The organism is Rhodococcus sp. (in: high G+C Gram-positive bacteria) (genome assembly GCF_049591685.1).
In the GTDB taxonomy this organism is placed as follows: domain Bacteria; phylum Actinomycetota; class Actinomycetes; order Mycobacteriales; family Mycobacteriaceae; genus Rhodococcoides.
This window is the reverse complement of record NZ_JBAWFH010000173.1, coordinates 19,871-40,575: the sequence shown is the minus strand read 5'-3', so window position 1 is coordinate 40,575 and position 20,705 is coordinate 19,871. Positions and strand designations below refer to the sequence as shown.

16 protein-coding genes are annotated in these 20,705 nt (G+C 65.1%); 8 read left to right on the top strand and 8 right to left on the bottom strand.

All coding sequences use genetic code 11. The features are described from left to right. Positions 1–7 precede the first annotated feature (7 nt). Genes WBQ44_RS07500 through WBQ44_RS07490 form a run of 3 tightly spaced genes read right to left on the bottom strand, consistent with a single transcriptional unit; the run spans position 8 to position 8,570 of the window. Positions 8–3,442: a non-ribosomal peptide synthetase gene (locus tag WBQ44_RS07500; protein WP_495566087.1), complete on the bottom strand. Its 3,435-nt coding sequence runs from the start codon at positions 3,440–3,442 to the stop codon at positions 8–10. Between the two features lie 2 nt (positions 3,443–3,444). Further along, a complete protein-coding gene (locus WBQ44_RS07495) occupies positions 3,445–5,052 on the bottom strand; it encodes a (2,3-dihydroxybenzoyl)adenylate synthase (RefSeq protein WP_495566086.1) in 1,608 nt (535 codons plus the stop codon). Positions 5,053–5,096: 44 nt separating this feature from the next. Then, positions 5,097–8,570: a non-ribosomal peptide synthetase gene (locus tag WBQ44_RS07490; RefSeq protein WP_495566085.1), complete on the bottom strand. Its 3,474-nt coding sequence runs from the start codon at positions 8,568–8,570 to the stop codon at positions 5,097–5,099. 185 nt (positions 8,571–8,755) lie between these two features. Between WBQ44_RS07490 and WBQ44_RS07485 the strand changes: the two genes are divergently transcribed. The 4 genes from WBQ44_RS07485 to WBQ44_RS07470 are packed head-to-tail and all read left to right on the top strand — an operon-like array spanning position 8,756 to position 12,342. Next, complete coding sequence (locus WBQ44_RS07485; protein ID WP_495566084.1) at positions 8,756–9,739, top strand: ATP-binding cassette domain-containing protein; 984 nt, start codon at positions 8,756–8,758, stop codon at positions 9,737–9,739. Further along, positions 9,736–10,485 carry an ABC transporter permease gene (locus tag WBQ44_RS07480; RefSeq protein ID WP_495566083.1) on the top strand — a complete coding sequence of 250 codons (750 nt, stop codon included), beginning with the start codon at positions 9,736–9,738 and terminating at the stop codon, positions 10,483–10,485. The genes WBQ44_RS07485 and WBQ44_RS07480 overlap by 4 nt, the downstream gene beginning before the upstream one ends. Next, a complete protein-coding gene (locus WBQ44_RS07475; protein ID WP_495566082.1) occupies positions 10,482–11,312 on the top strand; it encodes an ABC transporter permease in 831 nt (276 codons plus the stop codon). The genes WBQ44_RS07480 and WBQ44_RS07475 overlap by 4 nt, the downstream gene beginning before the upstream one ends. Before the next feature lie 37 nt (positions 11,313–11,349). Next, complete coding sequence (locus WBQ44_RS07470) at positions 11,350–12,342, top strand: ABC transporter substrate-binding protein (protein ID WP_495566081.1); 993 nt, start codon at positions 11,350–11,352, stop codon at positions 12,340–12,342. Here WBQ44_RS07470 and WBQ44_RS07465 read toward each other — a convergent pair whose 3' ends face one another. Continuing rightward, positions 12,343–12,762, bottom strand: coding sequence for an HIT family protein (locus WBQ44_RS07465; RefSeq protein ID WP_495566080.1), 420 nt, complete (start codon positions 12,760–12,762; stop codon positions 12,343–12,345). Between the two features lie 97 nt (positions 12,763–12,859). On the opposite strand from WBQ44_RS07465, the gene WBQ44_RS07460 reads away from it, so the two are divergent. Next, positions 12,860–13,657, top strand: coding sequence for an HAD-IIA family hydrolase (locus WBQ44_RS07460; protein ID WP_495566097.1), 798 nt, complete (start codon positions 12,860–12,862; stop codon positions 13,655–13,657). On the opposite strand, the gene purB is transcribed toward WBQ44_RS07460, so the two are convergent. Together purB and WBQ44_RS07450 are read right to left on the bottom strand one after the other, a co-directional pair. Further along, positions 13,643–15,061 (bottom strand): adenylosuccinate lyase, encoded by a 1,419-nt coding sequence (purB, locus tag WBQ44_RS07455; protein ID WP_495566079.1) that lies wholly within the window; start codon positions 15,059–15,061, stop codon positions 13,643–13,645. The genes WBQ44_RS07460 and purB overlap by 15 nt on opposite strands. A 46-nt stretch (positions 15,062–15,107) precedes the next feature. Then, positions 15,108–15,764, bottom strand: a complete 657-nt coding sequence (locus WBQ44_RS07450; RefSeq protein ID WP_495566078.1) for a TetR/AcrR family transcriptional regulator — start codon at positions 15,762–15,764, stop codon at positions 15,108–15,110. A 66-nt stretch (positions 15,765–15,830) separates the two neighbouring features. Between WBQ44_RS07450 and WBQ44_RS07445 the strand changes: the two genes are divergently transcribed. Further along, positions 15,831–16,832 carry a threonine aldolase family protein gene (locus WBQ44_RS07445; RefSeq protein WP_495566077.1) on the top strand — a complete coding sequence of 334 codons (1,002 nt, stop codon included), beginning with the start codon at positions 15,831–15,833 and terminating at the stop codon, positions 16,830–16,832. A 49-nt stretch (positions 16,833–16,881) separates the two neighbouring features. Here the strand turns inward: WBQ44_RS07445 and WBQ44_RS07440 are convergent, their stop codons facing one another. Continuing rightward, a complete protein-coding gene (locus WBQ44_RS07440) occupies positions 16,882–18,006 on the bottom strand; it encodes a pyridoxal phosphate-dependent aminotransferase (RefSeq protein WP_495566096.1) in 1,125 nt (374 codons plus the stop codon). 95 nt (positions 18,007–18,101) lie between these two features. Here WBQ44_RS07440 and thiM point away from each other — a divergent pair, with 95 nt between their 5' ends. Continuing rightward, positions 18,102–18,935, top strand: a complete 834-nt coding sequence (thiM, locus tag WBQ44_RS07435) for a hydroxyethylthiazole kinase (protein WP_495566076.1) — start codon at positions 18,102–18,104, stop codon at positions 18,933–18,935. 85 nt (positions 18,936–19,020) lie between these two features. Continuing rightward, on the top strand, positions 19,021–19,410 hold the full coding sequence (locus tag WBQ44_RS07430; protein ID WP_495566075.1) for a putative endonuclease domain-containing protein: 390 nt from the start codon (positions 19,021–19,023) through the stop codon (positions 19,408–19,410). Here WBQ44_RS07430 and purD read toward each other — a convergent pair whose 3' ends face one another. Next, entirely contained in the window at positions 19,411–20,661 is a 1,251-nt protein-coding gene (gene purD, locus WBQ44_RS07425; RefSeq protein WP_495566074.1) for a phosphoribosylamine--glycine ligase, read from the bottom strand. Positions 20,662–20,705: the final 44 nt, after the last annotated feature.

Genomic DNA, 20,705 nt, shown 5'->3' with positions numbered 1-20,705 from the left:
TCTCGGCTCACACGCTACTTTCGAATTCTTCGAACTCGTCCTGCGAAATCTCGACGACGGCGCCACCAAGGTCGACCGGAGTAGGTGCATCGCCTCGGAATGCGAGATCAGCGCCGTAGATCCGCACTGTCCGTTTTTGCATCACCTCGCGAGGCAGGAGATCGATCGATGCCTTGCGCGCAAGAGATGCGACGGCAAGGGAGGTGATGCTGTCTCCTCCGAGGGTGAAGAAATCGTCGTCGATTCCCGCGGTGTCGAGTCCCAGAACCGTAGCCACGATGTCACACAGGATCGTCTCGATCGGAGTACGCGGCGGCGCGTAGTCCTGGCGGTCCGCTGCGTCGACGTCGGGTAGTGCACGCACGTCGAGCTTCCCGTTGGCCGTCATCGGAAAGCTGTTCACGGCGGCGAACATCGTCGGCACCATGTACTCGGGGAGCATGCCGACGAGCGCATCGCGGATCGAACCGAACAGTGCAGAGTGCGACTCCCGATCGCCTGGAACCCAGGATTCGGGCGTTCGCCCCTCGGGAATCACATACGCCGCGAGCGCTGTGGATCCCGATCCGATCGGCACAGCTCTGACCACCGCGGCCGCGACTCCGGGGCACCTGGACACTGCAAGTTCGACTTCACCCGTCTCGACTCGGTAGCCGCGAACCTTGACCTGGTCGTCGGAACGTCCGAGGTAATCGAACATCCCGTCCGGCCGAATCTTTACGAGATCGCCCGTTCGATACATGCAGCCGCCGTCGTTCGCGAACGGATCGGCAACGAAGCGGGACGCGGTCTGGCCGGGCTGGTTCAGATATCCACGCGCGATTCCGACACCGGCGAGGTGAAGCTCGCCCACCGTACCGACGGGGACCGGGCGCATCCACTGGTCGAGCACGTAGGCCCTGGTACCCAGAACGGGTGAGCCGATCGAGGGACTCGAACTCCTCGACGTTCTCGCCCCCAGAGCGTTGATCGTGTACTCGGTCGGCCCGTACAGGTTGTACCCGAAACCGTCGAGGTGTTGCCACAGCGCGTCCGGTACCGCTTCCCCGCCCAGCAGGACCAGAGGCATTCGTCGACCATCGGACGTCTTCGTCAGCCCGAGATCGACGAGTTGCGCAGCGTACGTGGGTGTCACGTTGACCACGTCAATCGAGTTGTTCTCGCAGTATCGGACCAAGCCGTCGCCGTCGCGCCGCAGTTCTTCGTCGCAGACGTGGACCTCGTGTCCCTCGACGAGCCACAGCAGTTCCTCCCACGACATATCGAAGGAGAAGGACACGGTGTGCGCTATCCGTAGAATCCGCCCGTTCTCGGCTTCAACTGTAGGAGCGAAGATTTCGTCGCGGTGGTTGATCTGCATGTTGGTCAGACCCCGATACGGCGTCACGACGCCCTTCGGCGCACCTGTCGAGCCCGAGGTGTAGATGACGTAGGCCGGGTGCTCGAGCCGTCCGGGGGTTCCGGGCGTGAACGCCGCCGATAGGGCCGAATCCGGTGCAACATCGGTCTTCAGCTCGGCGAGCACCGAAGGATCGTCCGTGATCAACCGCACGGCGTTCGTCCTCAGACCCCGACGCTCGGTATCGGAGGTCGTGACCAGGATTGCAGGCGCTGCGTCGGCCAGCATCGCATCGAGCCGGTCCGTCGGATAGTCGAGTTCCAAGGGTAGGTAGGCGGATCCGGTTCGCAGCACGCCGAACAATGCGACCACCGTCTCCAGTGAGCGCGGAAGTGCCAGTGCGACGATTCGTTCCGGGCCCGCGCCGCGGACGAGCAACGCCCGAGCAAACGACGACACCCTTGCCTCGAGCTCACCGAACGTGACTCGTTGATTGCCGAACACCACGGCCGTCGTGTCGGGTATCGACGCTGCACGTTCGGACAACATTTCGGCGATCGTCGTGTCGCCGAGCCTGTCGAATCTGCCGTCGTAACCGTTGTCGACGATACCGGCCTGCTCGGCGACCGGGTAACGTGACAACGCCAGATTCGGCTGCTGCGCAACAGTTTCGATCGCGCGCGCGAATGCCGAGAGTATTTCCCTCGCGCGACGGTCGTCGACCGCGTCCGGCAGGTGCGTGATCGACAGATTCAACCGGGTTCCCGGGTCCACCGCCATCGAGATGGGAAATTCCGAACCGTCGACCGTCGACACGTGGCGCACCGTGTGCGTCGGCGACGCGGGTGCGGACGCGTTGCGCAGAACGAGCAGTGTGTCGAACAACGGACCCGCACCCACGGCTTTCTGGATCGCTCCGAGACCGACACCGTCGTGCGCCATAAGATCGAGTCTTTGATCCTGGATGCGCACGGCCACGTCGACCGCCGAATCGGCCGCACTGGCGGACACCCGGATCGGGACGGTGTTCACGAACGCCCCGATCGCCGTGCTACTCCCGTGCACCTCCATCGGCCGACCCGCGACGGCGGTACCGAACACCACGTCTCCCCTGCCCGCCACCTGCATGAGCACACTGGCCCACGCGCAGGACAGCAGGGTGAACAGCGTGGAATTCGCTTGACGGGCCACCGCTTCCACAGCTGCCGAGACCGAGGCCGACATTCGATGCTCATGGCGTCGTGGACGCCCTCCAACGCCTGCACCCTCCGCCGCCAGCAGGGTGGGTGTGTCGAGATCGCCGAAATATTCGAGCCAGGCACGTTCCGAGGCAGCGGTGTCGACGTTTCCGAGCCATCGCAGGTATTCGCGGTAGGCGTTGTTCACCTCAGGTCGCAGTTCTTCGACGCGATCGTGGTGATCGAGCATGTTGTCGACGAGAAGCGCCGACGAACCACCGTCGAAGCACCCGAACCAGTACGTGGTGATCAGGCGATCGACGCCGCCCGGTAGGTGAATCAACGTAAGCCGGAACAAAGGCGGGGCCGCGGTGTCGAATGATCGATCTCGATCCGCCGCTGCCAACGAATTCAGTTGCGAGTCGAGGGACGCCGGTTCCAGGTCGGTCAGGTCGTGCACCGAAAACGGGGCCGCAACCGTGCTCAGCACGACCTGTTGGGGAGATTCCTCGTCCGACGTCGTAAAGGCCGTCCGGAGAGTCGGATTGGTGTCGACGATGACCTGGAGGGCGCGCCGAGCCCGGTCGTCGTCCAAGCGTCGATCGATCTCGACGATGTTCTGCACCGTGTACAGCCGCGCCGAGTCGGGGTCGACCCCCTGCTGGAAGACCAGGCCGAGCTGCAGCGGAGACAGTGGCCACACATCGTCGATGCCGCCGAATCGCTCGACCATCGACACGAATTGCGCCGACCGAGTATCCGCGAGCGGACGGCCCCCAGCAACGGGGCCACCACCTACAGCGCTGTCACTACCTACAGCGTTGTCACTACCTACAGCGTTGTCACTACCTACAGCGCTGCCTGCGCCCTTGGTGCGACGCAGGCGGTCCTGGAGCAGCTTGCGTTTGACGTCTTCGAGATCCATGGTCACCGGGTTCCTTGCCGTGCGGCGGATTCGGCTACCAGCAGCGCCTTGTCCACCTTTCCGATTGCTGTGACCGGCAGTGCTTCTCGAGCCACCACACGGTCTGGAAGCTTGTGTCTCGCGCACCCGCAGTCCACGAGAAATGCACGCAGGTCTCCGACGCTCGGTACCTCACCTCTGGGCACGACCACGACGCAGACGCTTTCTCCCAAATGGGGGTCCGGGACGCCGATCACCGCGACACGGGAGACGCCCGGGTAGGTCACGAGAATGTCTTCCAGTTCGTCGGCGGCGACGTTCTCTCCGTTGCGGGTGATGACGTCCTTGATCCGCCCGGTGACGACGAGATGCCCGGTCGGGAGCGCCTTCACTTGATCTCCGCTTCGGTAGAAGCCGTCCGGGGTGATCGCCGTCGCGCTGTGCTCGGGCGCGCCGTAGTAGCTGTTGATCGTGTACGGGCCACGGGTGAGCAGCTCACCTACCTCGCCCGTCGGCACGTCATTGCCGTCACCGTCGACGATTCGTACCTCGTCGTAGTCCGACAACGGCCGTCCCTGGGTGCCGATCACCGCGTTCTCGTCGTCGCCCAAGCGGGTGTAGTTCAGTAGTCCCTCGGCCATCCCGAACACCTGCTGCAACGTGCATCCGAGGGTCGGCGCGACCAGCTTGGCCACCTCCGGGGTCAGTTTCGAGCCCCCCACCTGCAGCAGTCGCAGGCTCGAAAGATCCGCATCCTCCCATTCGGTCGCCTCACACCACAGGTGCGCCAGTGTCGGCACCAGAGCGGTCACGGTAGCCCCGTACTTCTGCACCAGCGGGAACACGTGATCGGGGCTTGAATCACGTGTCATCACCACCGAGGCGCCGACGCCGAGCGCGCCCAGAATGCCGGGGCATGCCAGCGGGAAGTTGTGGCCCGCAGGCAGTACCGCCAGGTAGACGTCGTCGGCCTCGAGCTTGCACACCTCGGCGCTGGCTCGCGCGTTGTATTCGTAGTCGTTGTGAGTTCGCGGTATCAACTTCGGCAGGCCGGTCGTTCCACCGGATACCAACAGCACAGCGACGTCCGTGGCCGCGGGACGAGGAAAATCACGGACGGACCCGTCGACCGCGGACAGCGGGGTGAAAGCTCCCGCATCGCCGTCGACGAAGACGGTACGAATTCCCGGTACCTCGACGAGTACGTCGGCGGCGAGCGCAGTGAAGTCGAAGTGTCCGTCACTGTCGGCCACCACGTACGCGACGGCGCCGGACGTGGACGCAAGATGGACGATCTCGCGGCGGCGATGAGCAGGCAACGTCAAGACGGGAATTGCCCCGCGCTCGAGCAGAGCGAACAACACGACGACGAACGACACGGTATTCGGCAGCTGCACGACCACGCGGTCACCGCTGTCGATTCCCCGGTCGGCAAACCCCGCTGCCATTCTGCGCACCCGCCGGCCGAGTTCGGCATAGGACAGCTCGGCGGCGTCGTCGGTCACGGCCCGACGTGTCGAATACTGCGCAGTCCACCTCGCGAGATGCTCGGGCAGCGCACATTCGCGCCACAAGCCGGCTTCGACGTACGCCTGCTCTCGTTCGGACTCGAACGGAACATAGTGCGGCATGGGATCTCGCTCTCGGAGTATTTCGGGCCGATCGCCGAAGGGAGTCACGAAGTGCTCTGCTCGTGGAGTGCTGCCATGAGCTCGTCCTCGGACATGGATTCGATCGTGAGAAACATGTCGGCAACCGTCTCCAGCCTCTCGGCCGACCCCTCCGCGGTGATCATTTGCTCGGCGAGGCCGGCGACGGTCGGCGCCGCGAATATTGTGCGAACGGTGAGCTCTGTCGTATCGAGCACTTCTCGCAGTCGTGCGACGATCGACGTCGCGAGTACCGAGTCACCACCGAGCGCGAACAGCGTGTCGGTGACGCCCACCGACTCCACTCGCAGAACCGACTGCCATATCGTCGCGATCGCGGTTTCGAGGGGGGTACGCGGGGCGACGTGAGCCGCCGCACGCATCGACTCACCATCGGCGCGCACGAATGTCGCGATGGCAGAACGATCTATCTTGCCGTTCACCGTCACCGGAAGAGCCGATACGGTCACGATGCGATCGGGCACCATATGGCTGGGGAGACGCTGCGACATCCGCGACATGACCCGCGCCACCACGTCGGCACCGTCCGACGCCGAGTCCTCCACAACCACGGCCGCAACGAGGGACGGCGCGGCGGTCGTGTCCAACACTGCTGCAGCAGAGCGTACTTCACGATCTTCGACCAGTACGGATTCGACTTCGCCCAACTCGACGCGGAACCCGTTGATCTTGACCTGGTTGTCGATGCGACCGAGAAATTCGACCATCGAATCCGTGACGTAACGTACGAGGTCGCCGGTCCGATACCAGCGATATCCTCCGTCCTCGACGAAACGTTGACGCGTTCGCTCTTCGTCACCGAGGTAGCCGTCGGCCAGCCCGGCGCCCGCCACCCACAGCTCGCCGGGAACCCAATCCGGCACCGCGCGTCCTCGTTCGTCGACGACGCGCAGCGCCGTTCGCCTAAGGGGAACACCGAAAGGCACCGTCCGCCAATGCGGGTCGACTGCGGTAACTTCACAGACGCTGTTGTGGATGGCCGTTTCGGTCGCTCCACCGAGACCGGCGAATCGGCATCCGGGCACCGCATCGACCAACCGGGCGTGCAGATCGAGGGTGACCGTGTCGCCTCCGAGCATCACAAGCCGCAGCGAATCGCCCAGATCGGCACCGGTGGAGAGGATCATGTCCAGCAACGGCGGAACACAGCTGATGACGGTGACCCGGTGCGCCACGATCAGGGTGGCCCAGCGCTGTGGGTCCTTGCGTTCGTGCTCTTCGATCAGTACCGCGCCGCCACCGGTCGTGAACACCGAGAACAGATCGAACGTGCACAGGTCGAAATCCAACTCGGACAGACACAGTGGGCGGTAGCCGGCGTCGAGTTCGAAGCGTTCGATCAGGTCCGAAATCGTGTTCATGGCAGCCCGGTGTGAGACCACGACGCCCTTGGGCTCACCGGTGGATCCCGAGGTGAAGATGATGTAAGCGGCGTCGCTGTCTGCCCCGAGGTGGGGTACCGCGATCGGGTTGTGCCGTAGAGCATCGGCGACTGTCAGAACGCCGTCGCCGTCTGATCCGATGGTGACGCGGAAGGCCGCACGCCGCGCGATGAGTTCGGCGCGATCAGCAGGTTGATCGACCCCGACGGGGACGTAGACGCCTCCCGCACCGAGAATGCCGAGCACCGCGACCACTTGATCGGGACCTTTCGGCAGGGTCACCCCCACTGTGTCGCCGACCGCGACCCCGGCGTCGATCAGCGCGGCGGACACCCGGAGGGCACGATCGCTCAGCTCCGAGTAGGTCATCGACCGGTTGTCGGCCCACACCAACGCCACCGCATCGGGAGTGCGGCGCGCGACATCGAAGAAGCCACGGTGCAACGAGTCCATACCCGCCGACGGGGGCGTGTCCGATCTGGGGACGTCGGCCGCGGGTACCCGCGGCTCGATTCGATTCCGGGGAGCTAGTTCCCCGACCGGGACCACCCACGCGGCATCCCCGACGTCCACGATGCTTCGCAGGAGGGATGCGAATGCATCGAACATCGCGTCCGGTACGCCGGGAAGGAACTCGCTCTCGCGGATGTCCCAGTTGACGAGAACTCCGCCGTCGATCTCGGTTATCTGCGCGTCGAGGACCACCTGGGGCCCCTGGGACATGATCCACACGGGGTCGCCGAACGTCTCGCGAACACTACGGTCGAACAGCTCCCCCAGCCCGAGAGCGCTCGTGAACACGATGGGTGCCAGCACTGGCTCTCCTCGGCGACGGCTGAGGTCGCGGAGCACCTCGACCCCCGAATAGTCGACGTGCGATGCGTCTTCGTGGAGGCGGTTCTGCAGCGTGCGTGCGCGTTCGGTGAAAGACCGGCGTTCGGACAGGTCGACTTCGAGCATCACCGACGACGAGAAATCTCCAATCAGACTACCGACGTCTGGGTGCGTCGCGGCGCGGTCGAACATGGGCACATTGATGATGAAGTGCTGCTCGCGCGACCACGCACCGACGACTTCTGCGAACGCAGTCGCCACCGCGACAGCCGGCGTGACGCCGTGTGCCCGTGAGTTCGACTGCAAGGCGGCATAGGCGTCGGAATCGAGGAACACGGAGCGACGCGCTGCCGTGGCCGATCCGGAATCGTGCTCGACCAGAGGCAAAGTCGGAGCGCCCGGCAGTGATTCCAATCGCTGCGACCAGTATCGCTCGGCGCGTTCGCGCGCGTGCCGACGGTCACGGGGACGTTCGGCAAGATAGCGGGAGTAGCTGTAGTCGATGACGGACAGGGACTCGCCGCCGTACGCGATCGCCAGGTCGTGCAGCAGGATGCGGAAGCTGACCGCGTCTCCCGCAATCATGTCGACGTCGAGGTGAAAGCGGGTCCGCCCGCCGGGTAGCAGCGAAAGATCGGCCGAAAATACCTCGCCTGCTTCGATATCGAGCATCTGGTGCGTCAGCATCGTCCGTGTCGTATCGAGCGCTGCGTCCACATCGTTCACCGTCCGCAAGTCGTGCACAGTGAGTCCGCGCCACCCGGGTAGAGGTTCGATGGTCTGGGTCCCGTTGTCCGAGATGCGAGCTCGGAGCATGTCGTGCCGGTTCGCTACGGCCTCGAGGGCCTTTCGCAGTCGGACCGGGTCGATCCCTGCGCCGTCGAACTCGGTGTACAGGTGCGGCGCGACGGCGCCGAAGCGCTGTTCGGAGTTGCGGCCGATCCAGTAAGCGTGCTGGAGCACCGCGAGGTCGAAACTGACGGAGTCGGGCTCGGCCGCCGAGACGGCGGCAGGTGCGGCCTCCGATTCGTGCGCCTCCGTCAGAAGGCGCGACCAGGATGCCACCGTCGGAGTAGCCGCCAGGTCGGCAAAGGTGACGCTCGAACCGGACTTCCGGAATCGGCCGACCAATCTCATCATGACGATGGATTCGAGCCCCAACTCGAAGAGATCGGCGTCGTCGCGCACGGTGCCTGGATCGGCCCCGATCAATTCGGCAACCATCACGCGAATTGCGTTGCGATCTGTGTCCTGCCGTTGCATCCGGTTGTACCCCTTACCGTCGGCTGCTCTGGATCTCCGGCCGGAGCGGTAGGTCTCCAAACTGAGGAAAGGCTACCCTGCCTCCAGCCTCGAGCAGGTTAACACTCACCTGAGCCGGTTAGGAGGTCCTCGTTTCGGCCGGCAGGGGCTGGACACACAGTAAAGCCTTACCTAACATCAGTCGAATGTCCGACCGAGTCACCACCGGCACTCCCATCGTCAGCACACCGATCGTCGGTACACCAATCGTCGACGTCCGACAACTCGGAAAGGTCTACGGCGACGTCGTTGCACTCGACAGCGTCGACCTCACCGTCCACGAGGGGCAGATCCTGGGCCTCCTCGGGCCGAACGGCGCAGGCAAGACCACCACCATCAACGTTTTGACGACTCTCGTCCGTCCCGACAGCGGGTTCGCTCGAATCGATGGCATCGACGTGACCGACGACCCCGGCGCCGTCCGTTCGCGAATAGGACTGACCGGGCAGTTCGCCGCGTTGGACGACAACCTCACGGCGCGTGAGAATCTCGTTCTGTTCGGACGGCTGCTGAAGCTGGGACGTCGACGTGCCCACGAGCGTGCCGACCACCTGTTGCAACAGTTCGCACTGACCGATGCAGCCGGTCGGCGCAGCGGCACGTTCTCCGGCGGTATGAAACGTCGGCTCGATCTTGCGGCGTCCATGATCGGGCAACCGAAGGTTCTCTTCCTCGACGAACCCACGACCGGGCTCGATCCCCGTAGCCGAAATGCCGTATGGGACATGGTGCGTGATCTGAAAGCATCGGGCATGACAATCGTGCTCACCACCCAGTATCTCGCGGAAGCGGACGAGCTCGCGGACGAAATAGTGGTCGTCGACCACGGGAAAGTCATCGCAGCAGGCACGTCGTCCGAACTGAAATCACGCATCGGCGGCAGCTCCGTCCGAGTGCGTGTCGACGACGAATGGGACCGCGCTCGTGCGGTTTTGGGTACCCGATGGACGGTGACGCCGGACGACGAAGCACTCACCATTCCAGCCTCGGGTTCCGTCACCCTGGTCGAGGTCGTCCGGTTCCTGGACGAGAACGATATTTCCGTCGCAGACATCGGGTTTCGTGAACCGAGCCTGGACGACGTCTTCCTGACACTGACCGGCGCACCCCGAACTCAGGCAGTGACATGAACACGTTGCTTCTCGCGGGACGCCACGTACGTTTGATGTCGCGCCGGCCGGCCTCCATCGTCGGTGCACTGGTGCTGCCGCTGATCTTCACCCTTCTCTTCTACGCGGTGTTCCGTATTCCCATGGAGCGAATGGGGATCGACTACGCCCAATACCTGCTTCCTGCCGTCGTCATTCAAACCATGTTCTTCAGCGCCATGTCCGCGTCGGTGTGGGCAGCCGAGGATGCGTCCGGCGGGATGATCGGCAGGCTCCGGTCGATGCCGGTCGCCCGGACGGCGCCGGTGTTGTCGTTGCCCCTGGGCGAAGTGATCCGTTCCCTCTTCAGCATCGCAGTACTAATGATCGTCGGATTCGTTCTCGGGTTCAGGTTCGAGAACGGTTTCGGGGCTGCAGTGGTATTCGTGCTGTTGGCTTTGATGTTCTGTGCGGCAACGTCTCTCCTGTATGCGGCGTTGGGGTACGCAGTGGCCAAAGCCGATACTGCCCAGTCTGTCGGCGGGCTGATCTATTACCCGCTGCTGTTGTTGTCGAACTGCTTTGTGCCCACCACCGCTTATCCCGACTGGCTCGAACCCGTCATCGCACAGCAACCGGTCACCCGGGTCGCCGACGGGCTCAGAGCACTGTCGACCGCCGGCACTTCGGGCGCGCCGGCGAGCGTAGCGATCGCATTCACCTGGTGCGCAGCGTTGATCGTCGTCGGTGCCTGTGCGGGTGCACGAGCATTCGGGAGGGTTCGGTGACCACCTCTGCGAGCCGTGTCCGGCAAGCGGCTTCGTCCGTTGGGACCAGAGCCGTTCCTCGACCGGCCATTTTCCTCGACACCGCGTTGATGACCGGACGCGCCTTCACGTTGATGTATCGATCACCGACGACACTGTTGGCGGCTATCGGCTTACCGATCGTGCTGATGCTCTTCCTCAGCGTCGGGTTCGCCGATGTCGTCATGCCCGGAGCAGGGCTCGCCGCGTACATCGATTACGGCGCTCCGTTGTTCATCATAATGGGAATCACCTTCGCGACGTCGGGGACGGCAATCGCCGCCCATACCGATCGCTTCTCGGGTTTTCAGAATCGAATGCAAACGTTGCCTGTGGCACCGCTGGCTCCGGCTGCGGGTCGCGCGACCGCGGATCTGATGCGAAATCTGGTCACCACGGTTGTGGTGACGGCAGTCGCCTACCTGCTCGGCTTTCGGTTCCATCCCGACGCCGGCGCACTGCACGTCCTCGGGTTTCTAATGGTTCCGTTGGTCTACGGCTTCGGCCTTGCATGGTTGATGCTGGCAGTTGCGTCGTGGATGAAATCCGCAGAAGCAGTCGATTCGGTGTTGAACGCCGCACTCCTCGTCTTCTCGTTTCTGTCGACCGGATTCGTCAGGCTGGACGACCTTCCGGGCTGGGCGCGACCGATTGCCGAAGCGAACCCGATCTCGAAAGCGGTGGAAGCCATGCGGGGGTGTGCACTCGGCACCGTCGACTCGGGGGCACTGATCGCCGTCGCGGCGTGGTCTCTCGGAATGACGTTCGTGTTCGGCTCGGTGATGCTGGTGGCCTCGCGCAGAAGGTAGCCCTCAATATTAGGTGAGCCTGTGCTATTTTCCGCAGATGAAACATGCTTCGAGGCGCACTGTCGTTCTCTGCACGGTCGCGATAGCCATGACCGCCTGCGCTACCGAAACCGAACCCACCACGGACGCTCGATCCAGCGCGGAGAGCGTCACGGTCGAGCACGTAGCAGGTGAAACCACCATCGAGGGTGTTCCCCAGCGCATCGTTGCCATCGGTTCACAGTGGCTCGACGCGCTCGCCGAATTCGACGTCGAACCGGTGGGCTATTACTCCGCAGGCGCGATGGGCGACGACCGCGGCCTCTACCCGTGGCAGCAGGACGTTTCCACCGAAGCGCAGTCGTTCGATGTCGCGTCGACCGAGGCGGGCGCGACGGTACCGACCGAAGAGATCGCGGCGCTCGAACCCGATCTCATTCTCGTCTCCGGAGTCCGGGACGTCACTCCGTTCACCGCACTTTCCAGCATCGCGCCCGTGGTTCTACCGAAAGCCGCGAAAGTCGAGACCTGGCAATCTCAGACCACCACACTGGGACGAATCTTGGGCCGGGAAGACGATGCCGCTCGAATCATCGCCGAGGGCAACATGTTCACCGACCAGGTGAAAGAAGAACATCCGGGGCTCGCAGGGAAGACTGCGGTCCTTTCGCAATACATCGTGGCGAATCAACAACTCGCAGTTGTCGTCGACCCCGAAGATGGTGCCTCATCGGTCTTTTCGAGCCTCGGAATGACCTTGCCCGCGGACTTGGTAGCACTACCCGACGTCAAGAACGGTCGACTCATGTTGAGTCCCGAACGCGTGGAGGTCCTCACCGCCGACCTGGCAATCGTGCTGCCCAACGGTGGCACACGCGAAGATCTCGATGCTCTCCCGGGATTCGGCTCGCTACCTTCGGTACGAAGCGGAGCCCTCTCCGTCGTGGACTACGCCACCGTCGTCGGATTCAACACCCCGTCCAAGGCCAGCGTCACGTACTCGCTGGGACGAATCGAGCCGCAACTGGACGCCGCAGGCAAAACCAGCTGATCACACCAGCGCGGCTGCGATCTCTGCAGCCACCCGGTCGAGTTCGGATCGCTGCGGCGACGATGGGCGAGCCCGCAGTCCGAATCCGTCGCCGATCATGCGCGGGATGACGTGCAGATGGACGTGGAAGATTTCCTGGCCTGCCACCGTGCCGTCTGCGAGGAACAAGTTTACTCCGGCGACACGCGGATTACTCGCTCGCACAGCGGCAGCTACTTTCTGCCCGACGACGAACAGATGCGCGCCGACCTCCGGAGGCAACTCAGCCAGCGTCCGATACTGCTGTTTGGGGACCACCAGCACGTGACCTGCGGTGAGAGGCCTGATGTCCATGAACGCGATCGCTGTGTCGTCCTCGTGAACGCGCGAAGCGTCGGCGGTCCCGGCAATGATCTCGGCAAAAATCGTGTAGGGGTTCACAGGCCAAGAGCCTAGGCGCGAGAGCGGGGTGCGAGAGGGAGACACCGCGAACACTGAAACTGCGCCGTGCGCGACCCGCGACTAAGGTCTGCCCATGGTGTCAATCCGTGGGGTCCTCTTCGACATCGACGGTGTCCTTGTGACGTCTTGGAAGCCTGTGCCCGGTGCCGCCGAAGCGTTGGACTACCTCGACAGCAAGGACATCGCGCGGGCGTTTCTCACCAACACCACGTCCAAAACCCGATCCCAGATCGCCGAGGCGTTGACCGAAGTCGGCATGCCGGTACACGCCGACGAGATCGTCACCGCGGCGTCGCTCACCGCGGATCATCTGAGGGAGCGCTACCCGGACGCCCGCACCGTGTTGATCAACAACGGGGACATCGTCGCCGACATGCCGGGAATCGACTTCGTCGACGAATCGGCCGACGATCCCGACGTCGTGGTCATCGGCGGTGCGGGCCCGGAGTTCACGCACGAGCGCCTCAGCCGGGTGTACGACTGGCTGTGCCGAGGAGTGCCCGTCGTCGCGATGCACCGCAGCCTGATGTGGACCACCGGCGCGGGCCTGCGCATCGACACCGGCATGTACCTCGCGGGGATGGAGAAGGCGTCGGGCCACACCGCGAAAGCCATCGGTAAGCCCGCCCCGCTGGGTTTTCTGACCGCCACCGAACGCATGGGCGCCGACCCCGTCGACGTTCTCATGATCGGCGACGACCTGGACAACGACGTGCTCGCCGCCCAGGTCGTCGGCATGACCGGGGTGCTCGTGCGCACCGGCAAGTTTCGGCAGGACGTGCTCGACCGCCGAGCGAAGAAGGAGTTCGGATTGCAACCGAACCACGTCATCGGCTCGGTTGCCGACCTTCCGGAGCTTCTAGAGAATCGGTGACGGCGAGTACGACGCGCCGCCCGGGAAACGCTCGAGAAGGTTCTCGACCTCGGACACGACGGCCGCGACCTGCGCCTCTGCCGATCCGATGAAGGCCGACTTGTCGGCGAGGGCGGCCTCGAGGCCCGCGCGGTCGAGCGGAATGCGATCGTCGGCGGCCAGGCGATCGATCAGATCCGGCTCCTGCCCCTGCTCACGCATCGCCAACGCGACGGCCACCGCGTGTTCCTTGATCGCCTCGTGAGCGGTTTCGCGGCCGACCCCGGCGCGAACCGACGCCATCAGCACCTTGGTGGTAGCGAGGAACGGCAGGTACCTCTGCAGCTCCTTCGCGATGACGGCCGGGTACGCACCGAACTCGTCGAGCACGGTCAGGAACGTCTCGATCATGCCGTCGATGGCGAAGAACGCGTCGGGCAGAGCGACACGGCGCACCACCGAGCAGAACACGTCGCCCTCGTTCCACTGCGCCCCGGCGAGTTCGGCGGCCATGGATCCATAACCGCGCAGCACGACCTGTAGCCCGTTGACGCGTTCGCACGAGCGGGTGTTCATCTTGTGCGGCATGGCGGACGAACCGACCTGGCCCGGCTGGAAGCCCTCGGTGACGAGTTCGTGGCCCGCCATCAGTCGGACGGTATGCGCGAACGACGACGGAGCAGCACCCAACTGCACGAGCGCCGAGACGACCTCGTGGTCGAGGGAACGCGGATAGACCTGGCCGACGCTCGTGAGCACGTGACGGAAACCGAGGTGGTCGGCGACGATGCGCTCGAGTGCGGTGAGCTTGCCCGCGTCTCCCCCGAACAGATCGAGCATGTCCTGAGCGGTACCCATCGGGCCCTTGATGCCGCGCAACGGGTAGCGAGCGATGAGCTCCTGCACCCGTCCGAGTGCGATGAGCAGTTCGTCGGCGGCGGAGGCGAAACGCTTGCCGAGGGTGGTTGCCTGGGCTGCGACATTGTGGCTGCGCCCGGCCATCACCAGCGAGGAGTATTCGGCGGCGCGCTCGGCCAACCGTGCAGCGACGGCGACACCGTGGGCGTGCACATGCTGCAGCGAACGCAGGATTTGCAGTTGCTCGACGTTCTCGGTGAGGTCGCGACTCGTCAGACCCTTGTGGATGTGTTCGTGCCCGGCGAGGGCGTTGAACTCTTCGATGCGTGCTTTGACGTCGTGCCGGGTGACGCGCTCGCGCTCGGCGATGGAGGCGAGGTCGACCTGGTCGATGACGGCTTCGTAGTCGTCGACGGCGGACGCGGGAACGTCGACGCCAAGGCCGGCCTGCGCCTTGAGCACGGCGATCCACAGCTGGCGTTCGAGGACGATCTTGTGTTCCGGAGACCAGAGGTCCACCAGTTCGGGGCTCGCGTAACGGGTGGCAAGGACATTCGGAATGGTCACGGGGGTTCAGTTTACGTGCCGGGCGGAGGGAGGCGGAACGACCCGGTTAGTGACTGCCTCGGGTCATGGGGGCGACGACGTCGATGACCTCGGTGAGCATGGCTGCGGCCATGGCTCGCGGTTCGGGGTCGACTTCCCCGAGGGCGCCGACGACGGCACCGTCGACGACGGCGACGAGTCGGCGAAGTTGCTGTTCGTGCACGGTGCGGCCGGATCTGCGGAGGACGTCGGTGAGCATGTCGTCCGTAAGGGCGCGGAGCCGCAACTGGACTTCGCGGAGTTGGGGGTGCCGTGCGGAGGCGATGAACCGTTCGTACCGGGCGATGAGCTTTTCTCGGCCACCGTCGACGTCGTCCTGTGGTCCCACGAGCATTCCGACGATGAGGTCGACGGTCGAGTTCACGTCGTCTGCGAGGTCGCCGAGAGCGTCGATGCGGCCGCGCATGACCTCGAGTTCTCGGTTGCCGACCACTTCGACGGCGCAGGCGATGAGGTCGTCGAGCGATTCGAAGTAGTACGTGGTCGATGCCAGTGGGAGTTCGGCGCGCGCAGCGACGGCGCGGTGTCGTACGGCGTCGAAGCCGCCCTCGACGAGCAGGTCCGCTGCGGCGCATGCCAACGCATGGCGGCGACGCTCTCCTTTCGGAGTTGCGCCCGACGCCTTGTGCGGCGGACCGACGGTGCCTGCGGACATTGGACACATCGTGCCAGCCGAGCCCGGTCCGTCTGAGGGAAACGGGGCATTCGGCCGTGTGAAATCGTGGAGGGCATGGCTCATCGAACTATTGATCTTCGCTCCGACACAGTCACCCGGCCGGATGCTGCCATGCGTCGTGCGATGGCGGAGGCGGAGGTGGGTGACGACGTCCTCGATCACGATCCGACGATGGCTGCGCTCGAGGAGCGGGTGGCGTCGATGCTGGGGTACGAGGCGGCGCTGTGGACGCCGACAGGGTCGATGGGCAACATGATCGCTTTGATGATGCACCTACGTCGCGGCGACGCATTTCTCGCGCCGGAGCATGCGCACGTGCTCGGTTCGGAACTCGGCACCGCTGCCTGGCTCGCGCAGGGCATGCCGCAGATCCTTCCGCACGATGCGGGCCCCGGTCGGCCGACGCCCCGCGCAATCGGAGCTGCTTCGGGTTCGGGGCCGTACTTCACGTTGCATCCGCGCCTGCTCTGCCTGGAGAACTCGCACAACTTCGCCGGGGGCGCAGTGTTCGATGCCGCCGAGTGGAGCGGGCTGCTGAACGCGGCGCGCGGAGTGAATCTACTCGTTCACCTCGACGGTGCCCGCGTGTGGAATGCGGCTGTCGCCCTTGGGGTTCCGGTTGCCGACCTCACCCGGGGCGCCGACACCGTCCAGGTCTGCCTGAGCAAGGGACTCGGCGCACCCGTCGGTTCGGTTCTCGCGTCCGACCGCGAACGGATCACCGAAGCCAGGCGGATCAGAAAGATGCTCGGCGGTGGGGTCCGGCAGGGCGGTGTACTGGCGGCAGCAGGGCTGGTGGCGCTGGACAACCTCGACGCGCTCGCGGTCGACCACGCCAATGCCCGCCTACTCGCAGACGGTCTGCGTGAGCGCGGGTGGACCGTCGACGAACCGCAGACCAACATCGTGCTGGCGTCCAGCGAAGACCCCGGTGCAGCCGTGGCCGAACTCGCTGCCGTCGGAGTAGCGGCCGTGACGGTCGCGGGCCGGGTCCGCTTCGTGACGCATCGCGATGTCTCCGACGCCGACATCCGGGAAGTGCTCGCCCGACTCTGACCCCGCCCCGGCACCCCCGCAGCCGTGCGCACAAAACGTGGTTGGAACGTCACTTTTGGAACACGGGGCGAAGCCGTTCCAAAGCCTCGACGACGTGCTCGGTGGTGCCGGCGAACGAGAACCTGACCGTGTGGTTGCCGTGCACGGTGTCGAAGTCGACGCCGGGTGCGAACGCAACTCCCGTGGTGGCCAGCACGTTCTCGCACCAGGTCCGCGAGTCCTGCGTCAGGTGCCCGATGTCGGCGTACGCATAGAAGGCCCCGTCGGCCGGGGCGAGGTCGGTGACGCCAACGGCGGTGAGTCCGTCGAGCAGGATCTGCCGGTTCACCGCATATCTGCGGACGTGGCCGTCGAGTTCGGCCCGAGATTCCGTCGTGAATGCAGCAATTGCTGCCACCTGAGAGATGGCGGGCGGGCAGACGGTCATGTTCGACGCGAGCCGTTCGACGGCACGCCGCAAATACTCGGGTAGAAGCATCCAGCCGAGCCGCCAGCCGGTCATGGAGAAGTACTTCGACACCGATCCGATGACGACGGATTCGCGCGAGGTTTCCCAGGCACTCGACGTACGAACGTCGTCGGACGCGCTGCGGTAGGAGATTCCGTGGTAGATCTCGTCGGAGATGAGCAGCGTTCCGTGGGCTTCGCACCAGCGCGCGATCGCGGCCAACTCGTCGGCGTCGATGATCGTGCCCGTCGGGTTCGCGGGGCTCGCGATGATCAGGCCCTTCGGCGGTTCTTGGAGCGCGTCGAGCATCGCTACCGTGGGCTGAAATCGCGACTCTGCCTGGCAGTCCAACTCGACGACTCGGCAACCCAACGCGGCCAGGGTGTTGCGGTACGCGGGATAGCCGGGCCGGGCCATGACGACGGTGTCCCCGATGTCGAACGCCGCGAGGAACAACAGCGTGAACGCGCCCGAAGAACCTGTGGTCACCACGACGTCGTCGGCGTGAACGGGTATGCCCGATTCCGCGGCGTGGTACTCGGCAACAGCTTCGCGGAGCGGCAGGATGCCGAGGGTTTCGGTGTACCCGAGCAGGTGCGCGTCGAGAGCGTCGCGGGTGGCCCGAAGCACCGGCGCAGGGGCGGGCGTCGACGGCTGCCCGGCTGCGAGGGACAGCACGTCGCCGTGCGTTCGGGCGCGGATCGCTGCCGCCTTGAACACGTCCATCACGTGGAACGGTTCGATCTGCGATCTCGTCGACGCTGCTCTGTTTACCTCGGTGACCACAGTGTCGAGGCTAACCGCCGTGGAACACTGGGCTCATGGCGGAACCGACAACACACCCGACCCCAGGCGACGTCGCCGATGCGTTGAGCGCACTGCGCTCGTCGACTCCGTTGGTGCAGTCGCTCACCAACGTCGTCTCGGCGAACTTCGTCACCAACGTCCTTCTTGCCGCGGGCGCGAGCAACGCGCACATCGACAACGTCCACGAGGCAGCAGGATTCGCGGCCATCGCCGGCGGAGTGCTGATCAACCTCGGCACCCCCGACGACGGCACCGCCGCGGCGTTCACTCTCGCCGCCGAGGCAGCCGGTGTGGCCGGCACACCCTGGGTTCTGGATCCGGTGGGCGTCGGCGGACTGCCCTGGCGCACCGGAATCGCCGCACAGTTGCTGACGCTTGGCCCCACCGCGATTCGCGGCAACGCCTCCGAGATTATCGCGCTCGCAGGGCTCGGCAACTTCGGCCGCGGCGTCGACAGCGGCTCCGATTCCGAAGCTGCAGTGCCCGCAGCCGTCGCGCTGCTCGGGTCGGCGCATGTCGTGTCGGCGTCGGGTCCGGTCGACTTCATCGTCGGCCGCGGTGCGTCCGGCCCACTCGGTGTTCGGGTCAGTGGCGGTAGCCCTCTGCTCACCAAGGTCACCACCACGGGTTGCTCGCTCGCCGGCTTGGTGGCCGCCTACCTCGCCGTGGCGCCGAATCCACTCATCGGAATCACCTCGGCACACGTGCACGTCGCGGTTGCGTCGGAGGTCGCTGCCCGACACGCTTCCGGGCCGGGATCGTTTGCGGTGGCCTACCTCGACGCACTTGCCTCGGTCACCCCGGACGATCTCCGCGCGGGCGCGCGCATCGAGCCGATCGACCTGTAACTCGTTCATCCACAGGCCTACCGGTTATCCACAGATCTCGTTTCCGGTCGGTTCTGCGGTCACGCGTCGACCAGTGTCCTCTCCCATGGGGGTTCACACATGCGCGCAACTCGAGGAACTGGGCGTCGGCCGTTCCGGTATCAGTCGCAGGCTCGCCCGCGGAACGTTGGTACGACCCGGGCGGTTCGGGCCCGAGGAGTGCGAATGGAGATCGATGCGTCGATCGGGCCGTGCATCGGCGACCTTGTATGCCACCGCGCCCGCGTGGACGTGGAGATCGACGGCCGCCAATTCCACGTCCGCCCCTGTGCCGTTCGACAACGACAGGGTCCGGCAGAATGCGATCGTGTTGGACGATTGGCTCGTACTGCGATTCTCGGCCGCCACCGTGTACCGCGACGTGGACGCTGTGGCGGATCTGATCGTCGCGGTGGTGCGGCGACGTAGGCGCAACAGGAGTGCGAAATTCCCGTAGCTACAGCCGAATCTTGCCCTCCGAGGCCGCCAACCCGATATCCGTGCGGAAGTGACTGCCCGGCAACTTGATCGAGGCGATCTTGTCGTACGCATCTGCGCGCGCGGCGTCGAGATCCGCACCGATACCGACGACGCTGAGAACGCGACCGCCCGCGGACACCACTGCGGCTTCCTTGACGGCTGTGCCTGCATGCAGGACGCCTTCGGCTTCGGCTCCGATGATTGCGTCGCCGGTGCGCGGGCGGCCGGGGTAGTTCTCTGCTGCCAGGACGACGGTGACCGCGGACCCGTCCTTCCATTGCAGCGGCTCGAGCGAAGCCAGGGTGCCGGTCGCGGTTGCGTACAGCGCCTCGCCGAGCGGGGATTCGAGCAGAGCCAACACGGCTTGCGTCTCGGGATCGCCGAAGCGGCAATTGAATTCCACTACTGCGGGGCCGGCCGCACCGATTGCCAAGCCGGCGTATAGCAGGCCCGAGAACGGGCAACCTCGCTTCACCATTTCGGCCGCGACGGGTTCGACGACCTCGCTGACGATCTGCTGGACCAGAGCATCGGGCAGCCAGGGCAGCGGGGTGTACGCGCCCATACCGCCGGTGTTGGGGCCGGTGTCGCCGTCGCCGACGCGCTTGTGATCCTGCGCCGGTAGCAGTGGAACCACCGTGTCGCCGTCGACGAGGCAGAACAGCGACACCTCGGGTCCGTCGAGGAACGATTCGAGCAACACGGGATGACCGGTTTCGAGCAGCTCGGCGGCGTGATCGCGCGCCACGAGCCGATCGGTGGTGACGACGACGCCCTTGCCCGCTGCCAGGCCGTCGTCCTTGACGACCCAGTTGGGGCCGAACCGGTCGAGCGCCTGGTCGAGCTTGGCGGGCGTGTCCACCACTTCGCTGTGCGCCGTGCGGACACCCGCTGCTGCCATGACGTCCTTGGCGAACGCCTTGGACCCTTCGATTCGCGCAGCCTCGGCGGACGGGCCGAACGTGGCGATTCCCGCCTCCCGGAGCGCATCGGCGACGCCGAGGACGAGCGGGACCTCGGGTCCGATGACCACGAGGTCCGCTTCGACCTTGCGGGCGAGCTCGGTGACGGCTTCACCGGAGGCCACGTCCACCGAGTGCTGCTCGGCGAGCGTCGCCGTGCCTGCATTGCCCGGGGCGATCAGCAGCTTGCTGACCTTCGGGTCCTTGCCGAGCGCAAGGAGGAGGGCGTGCTCACGAGCACCGGAACCTATGACGAGTACGCGCACAGTGGGTAAGGGTATCGGCTCCACCCACCGTGAGCGAAACAACC

Excerpts from the sequence above, each read along its gene's own strand:
- WBQ44_RS07500 (WP_495566087.1), bottom strand. The coding sequence starts at position 3,442 with ATGGATCTCGAAGACGTCAAACGCAAGCTGCTCCAGGACCGCCTGCGT.
- WBQ44_RS07495 (WP_495566086.1), bottom strand. The coding sequence starts at position 5,052 with ATGCCGCACTATGTTCCGTTCGAGTCCGAACGAGAGCAGGCGTACGTC.
- WBQ44_RS07490 (WP_495566085.1), bottom strand. The coding sequence starts at position 8,570 with ATGCAACGGCAGGACACAGATCGCAACGCAATTCGCGTGATGGTTGCC.
- WBQ44_RS07485 (WP_495566084.1), top strand. The coding sequence starts at position 8,756 with ATGTCCGACCGAGTCACCACCGGCACTCCCATCGTCAGCACACCGATC.
- WBQ44_RS07480 (WP_495566083.1), top strand. The coding sequence starts at position 9,736 with ATGAACACGTTGCTTCTCGCGGGACGCCACGTACGTTTGATGTCGCGC.
- WBQ44_RS07470 (WP_495566081.1), top strand. The coding sequence starts at position 11,350 with ATGAAACATGCTTCGAGGCGCACTGTCGTTCTCTGCACGGTCGCGATA.
- WBQ44_RS07450 (WP_495566078.1), bottom strand. The coding sequence starts at position 15,764 with ATGTGTCCAATGTCCGCAGGCACCGTCGGTCCGCCGCACAAGGCGTCG.
- WBQ44_RS07445 (WP_495566077.1), top strand. The coding sequence starts at position 15,831 with ATGGCTCATCGAACTATTGATCTTCGCTCCGACACAGTCACCCGGCCG.
- WBQ44_RS07440 (WP_495566096.1), bottom strand. The coding sequence starts at position 18,006 with ATGGACGTGTTCAAGGCGGCAGCGATCCGCGCCCGAACGCACGGCGAC.
- thiM (WP_495566076.1), top strand. The coding sequence starts at position 18,102 with ATGGCGGAACCGACAACACACCCGACCCCAGGCGACGTCGCCGATGCG.
- WBQ44_RS07430 (WP_495566075.1), top strand. The coding sequence starts at position 19,021 with ATGGGGGTTCACACATGCGCGCAACTCGAGGAACTGGGCGTCGGCCGT.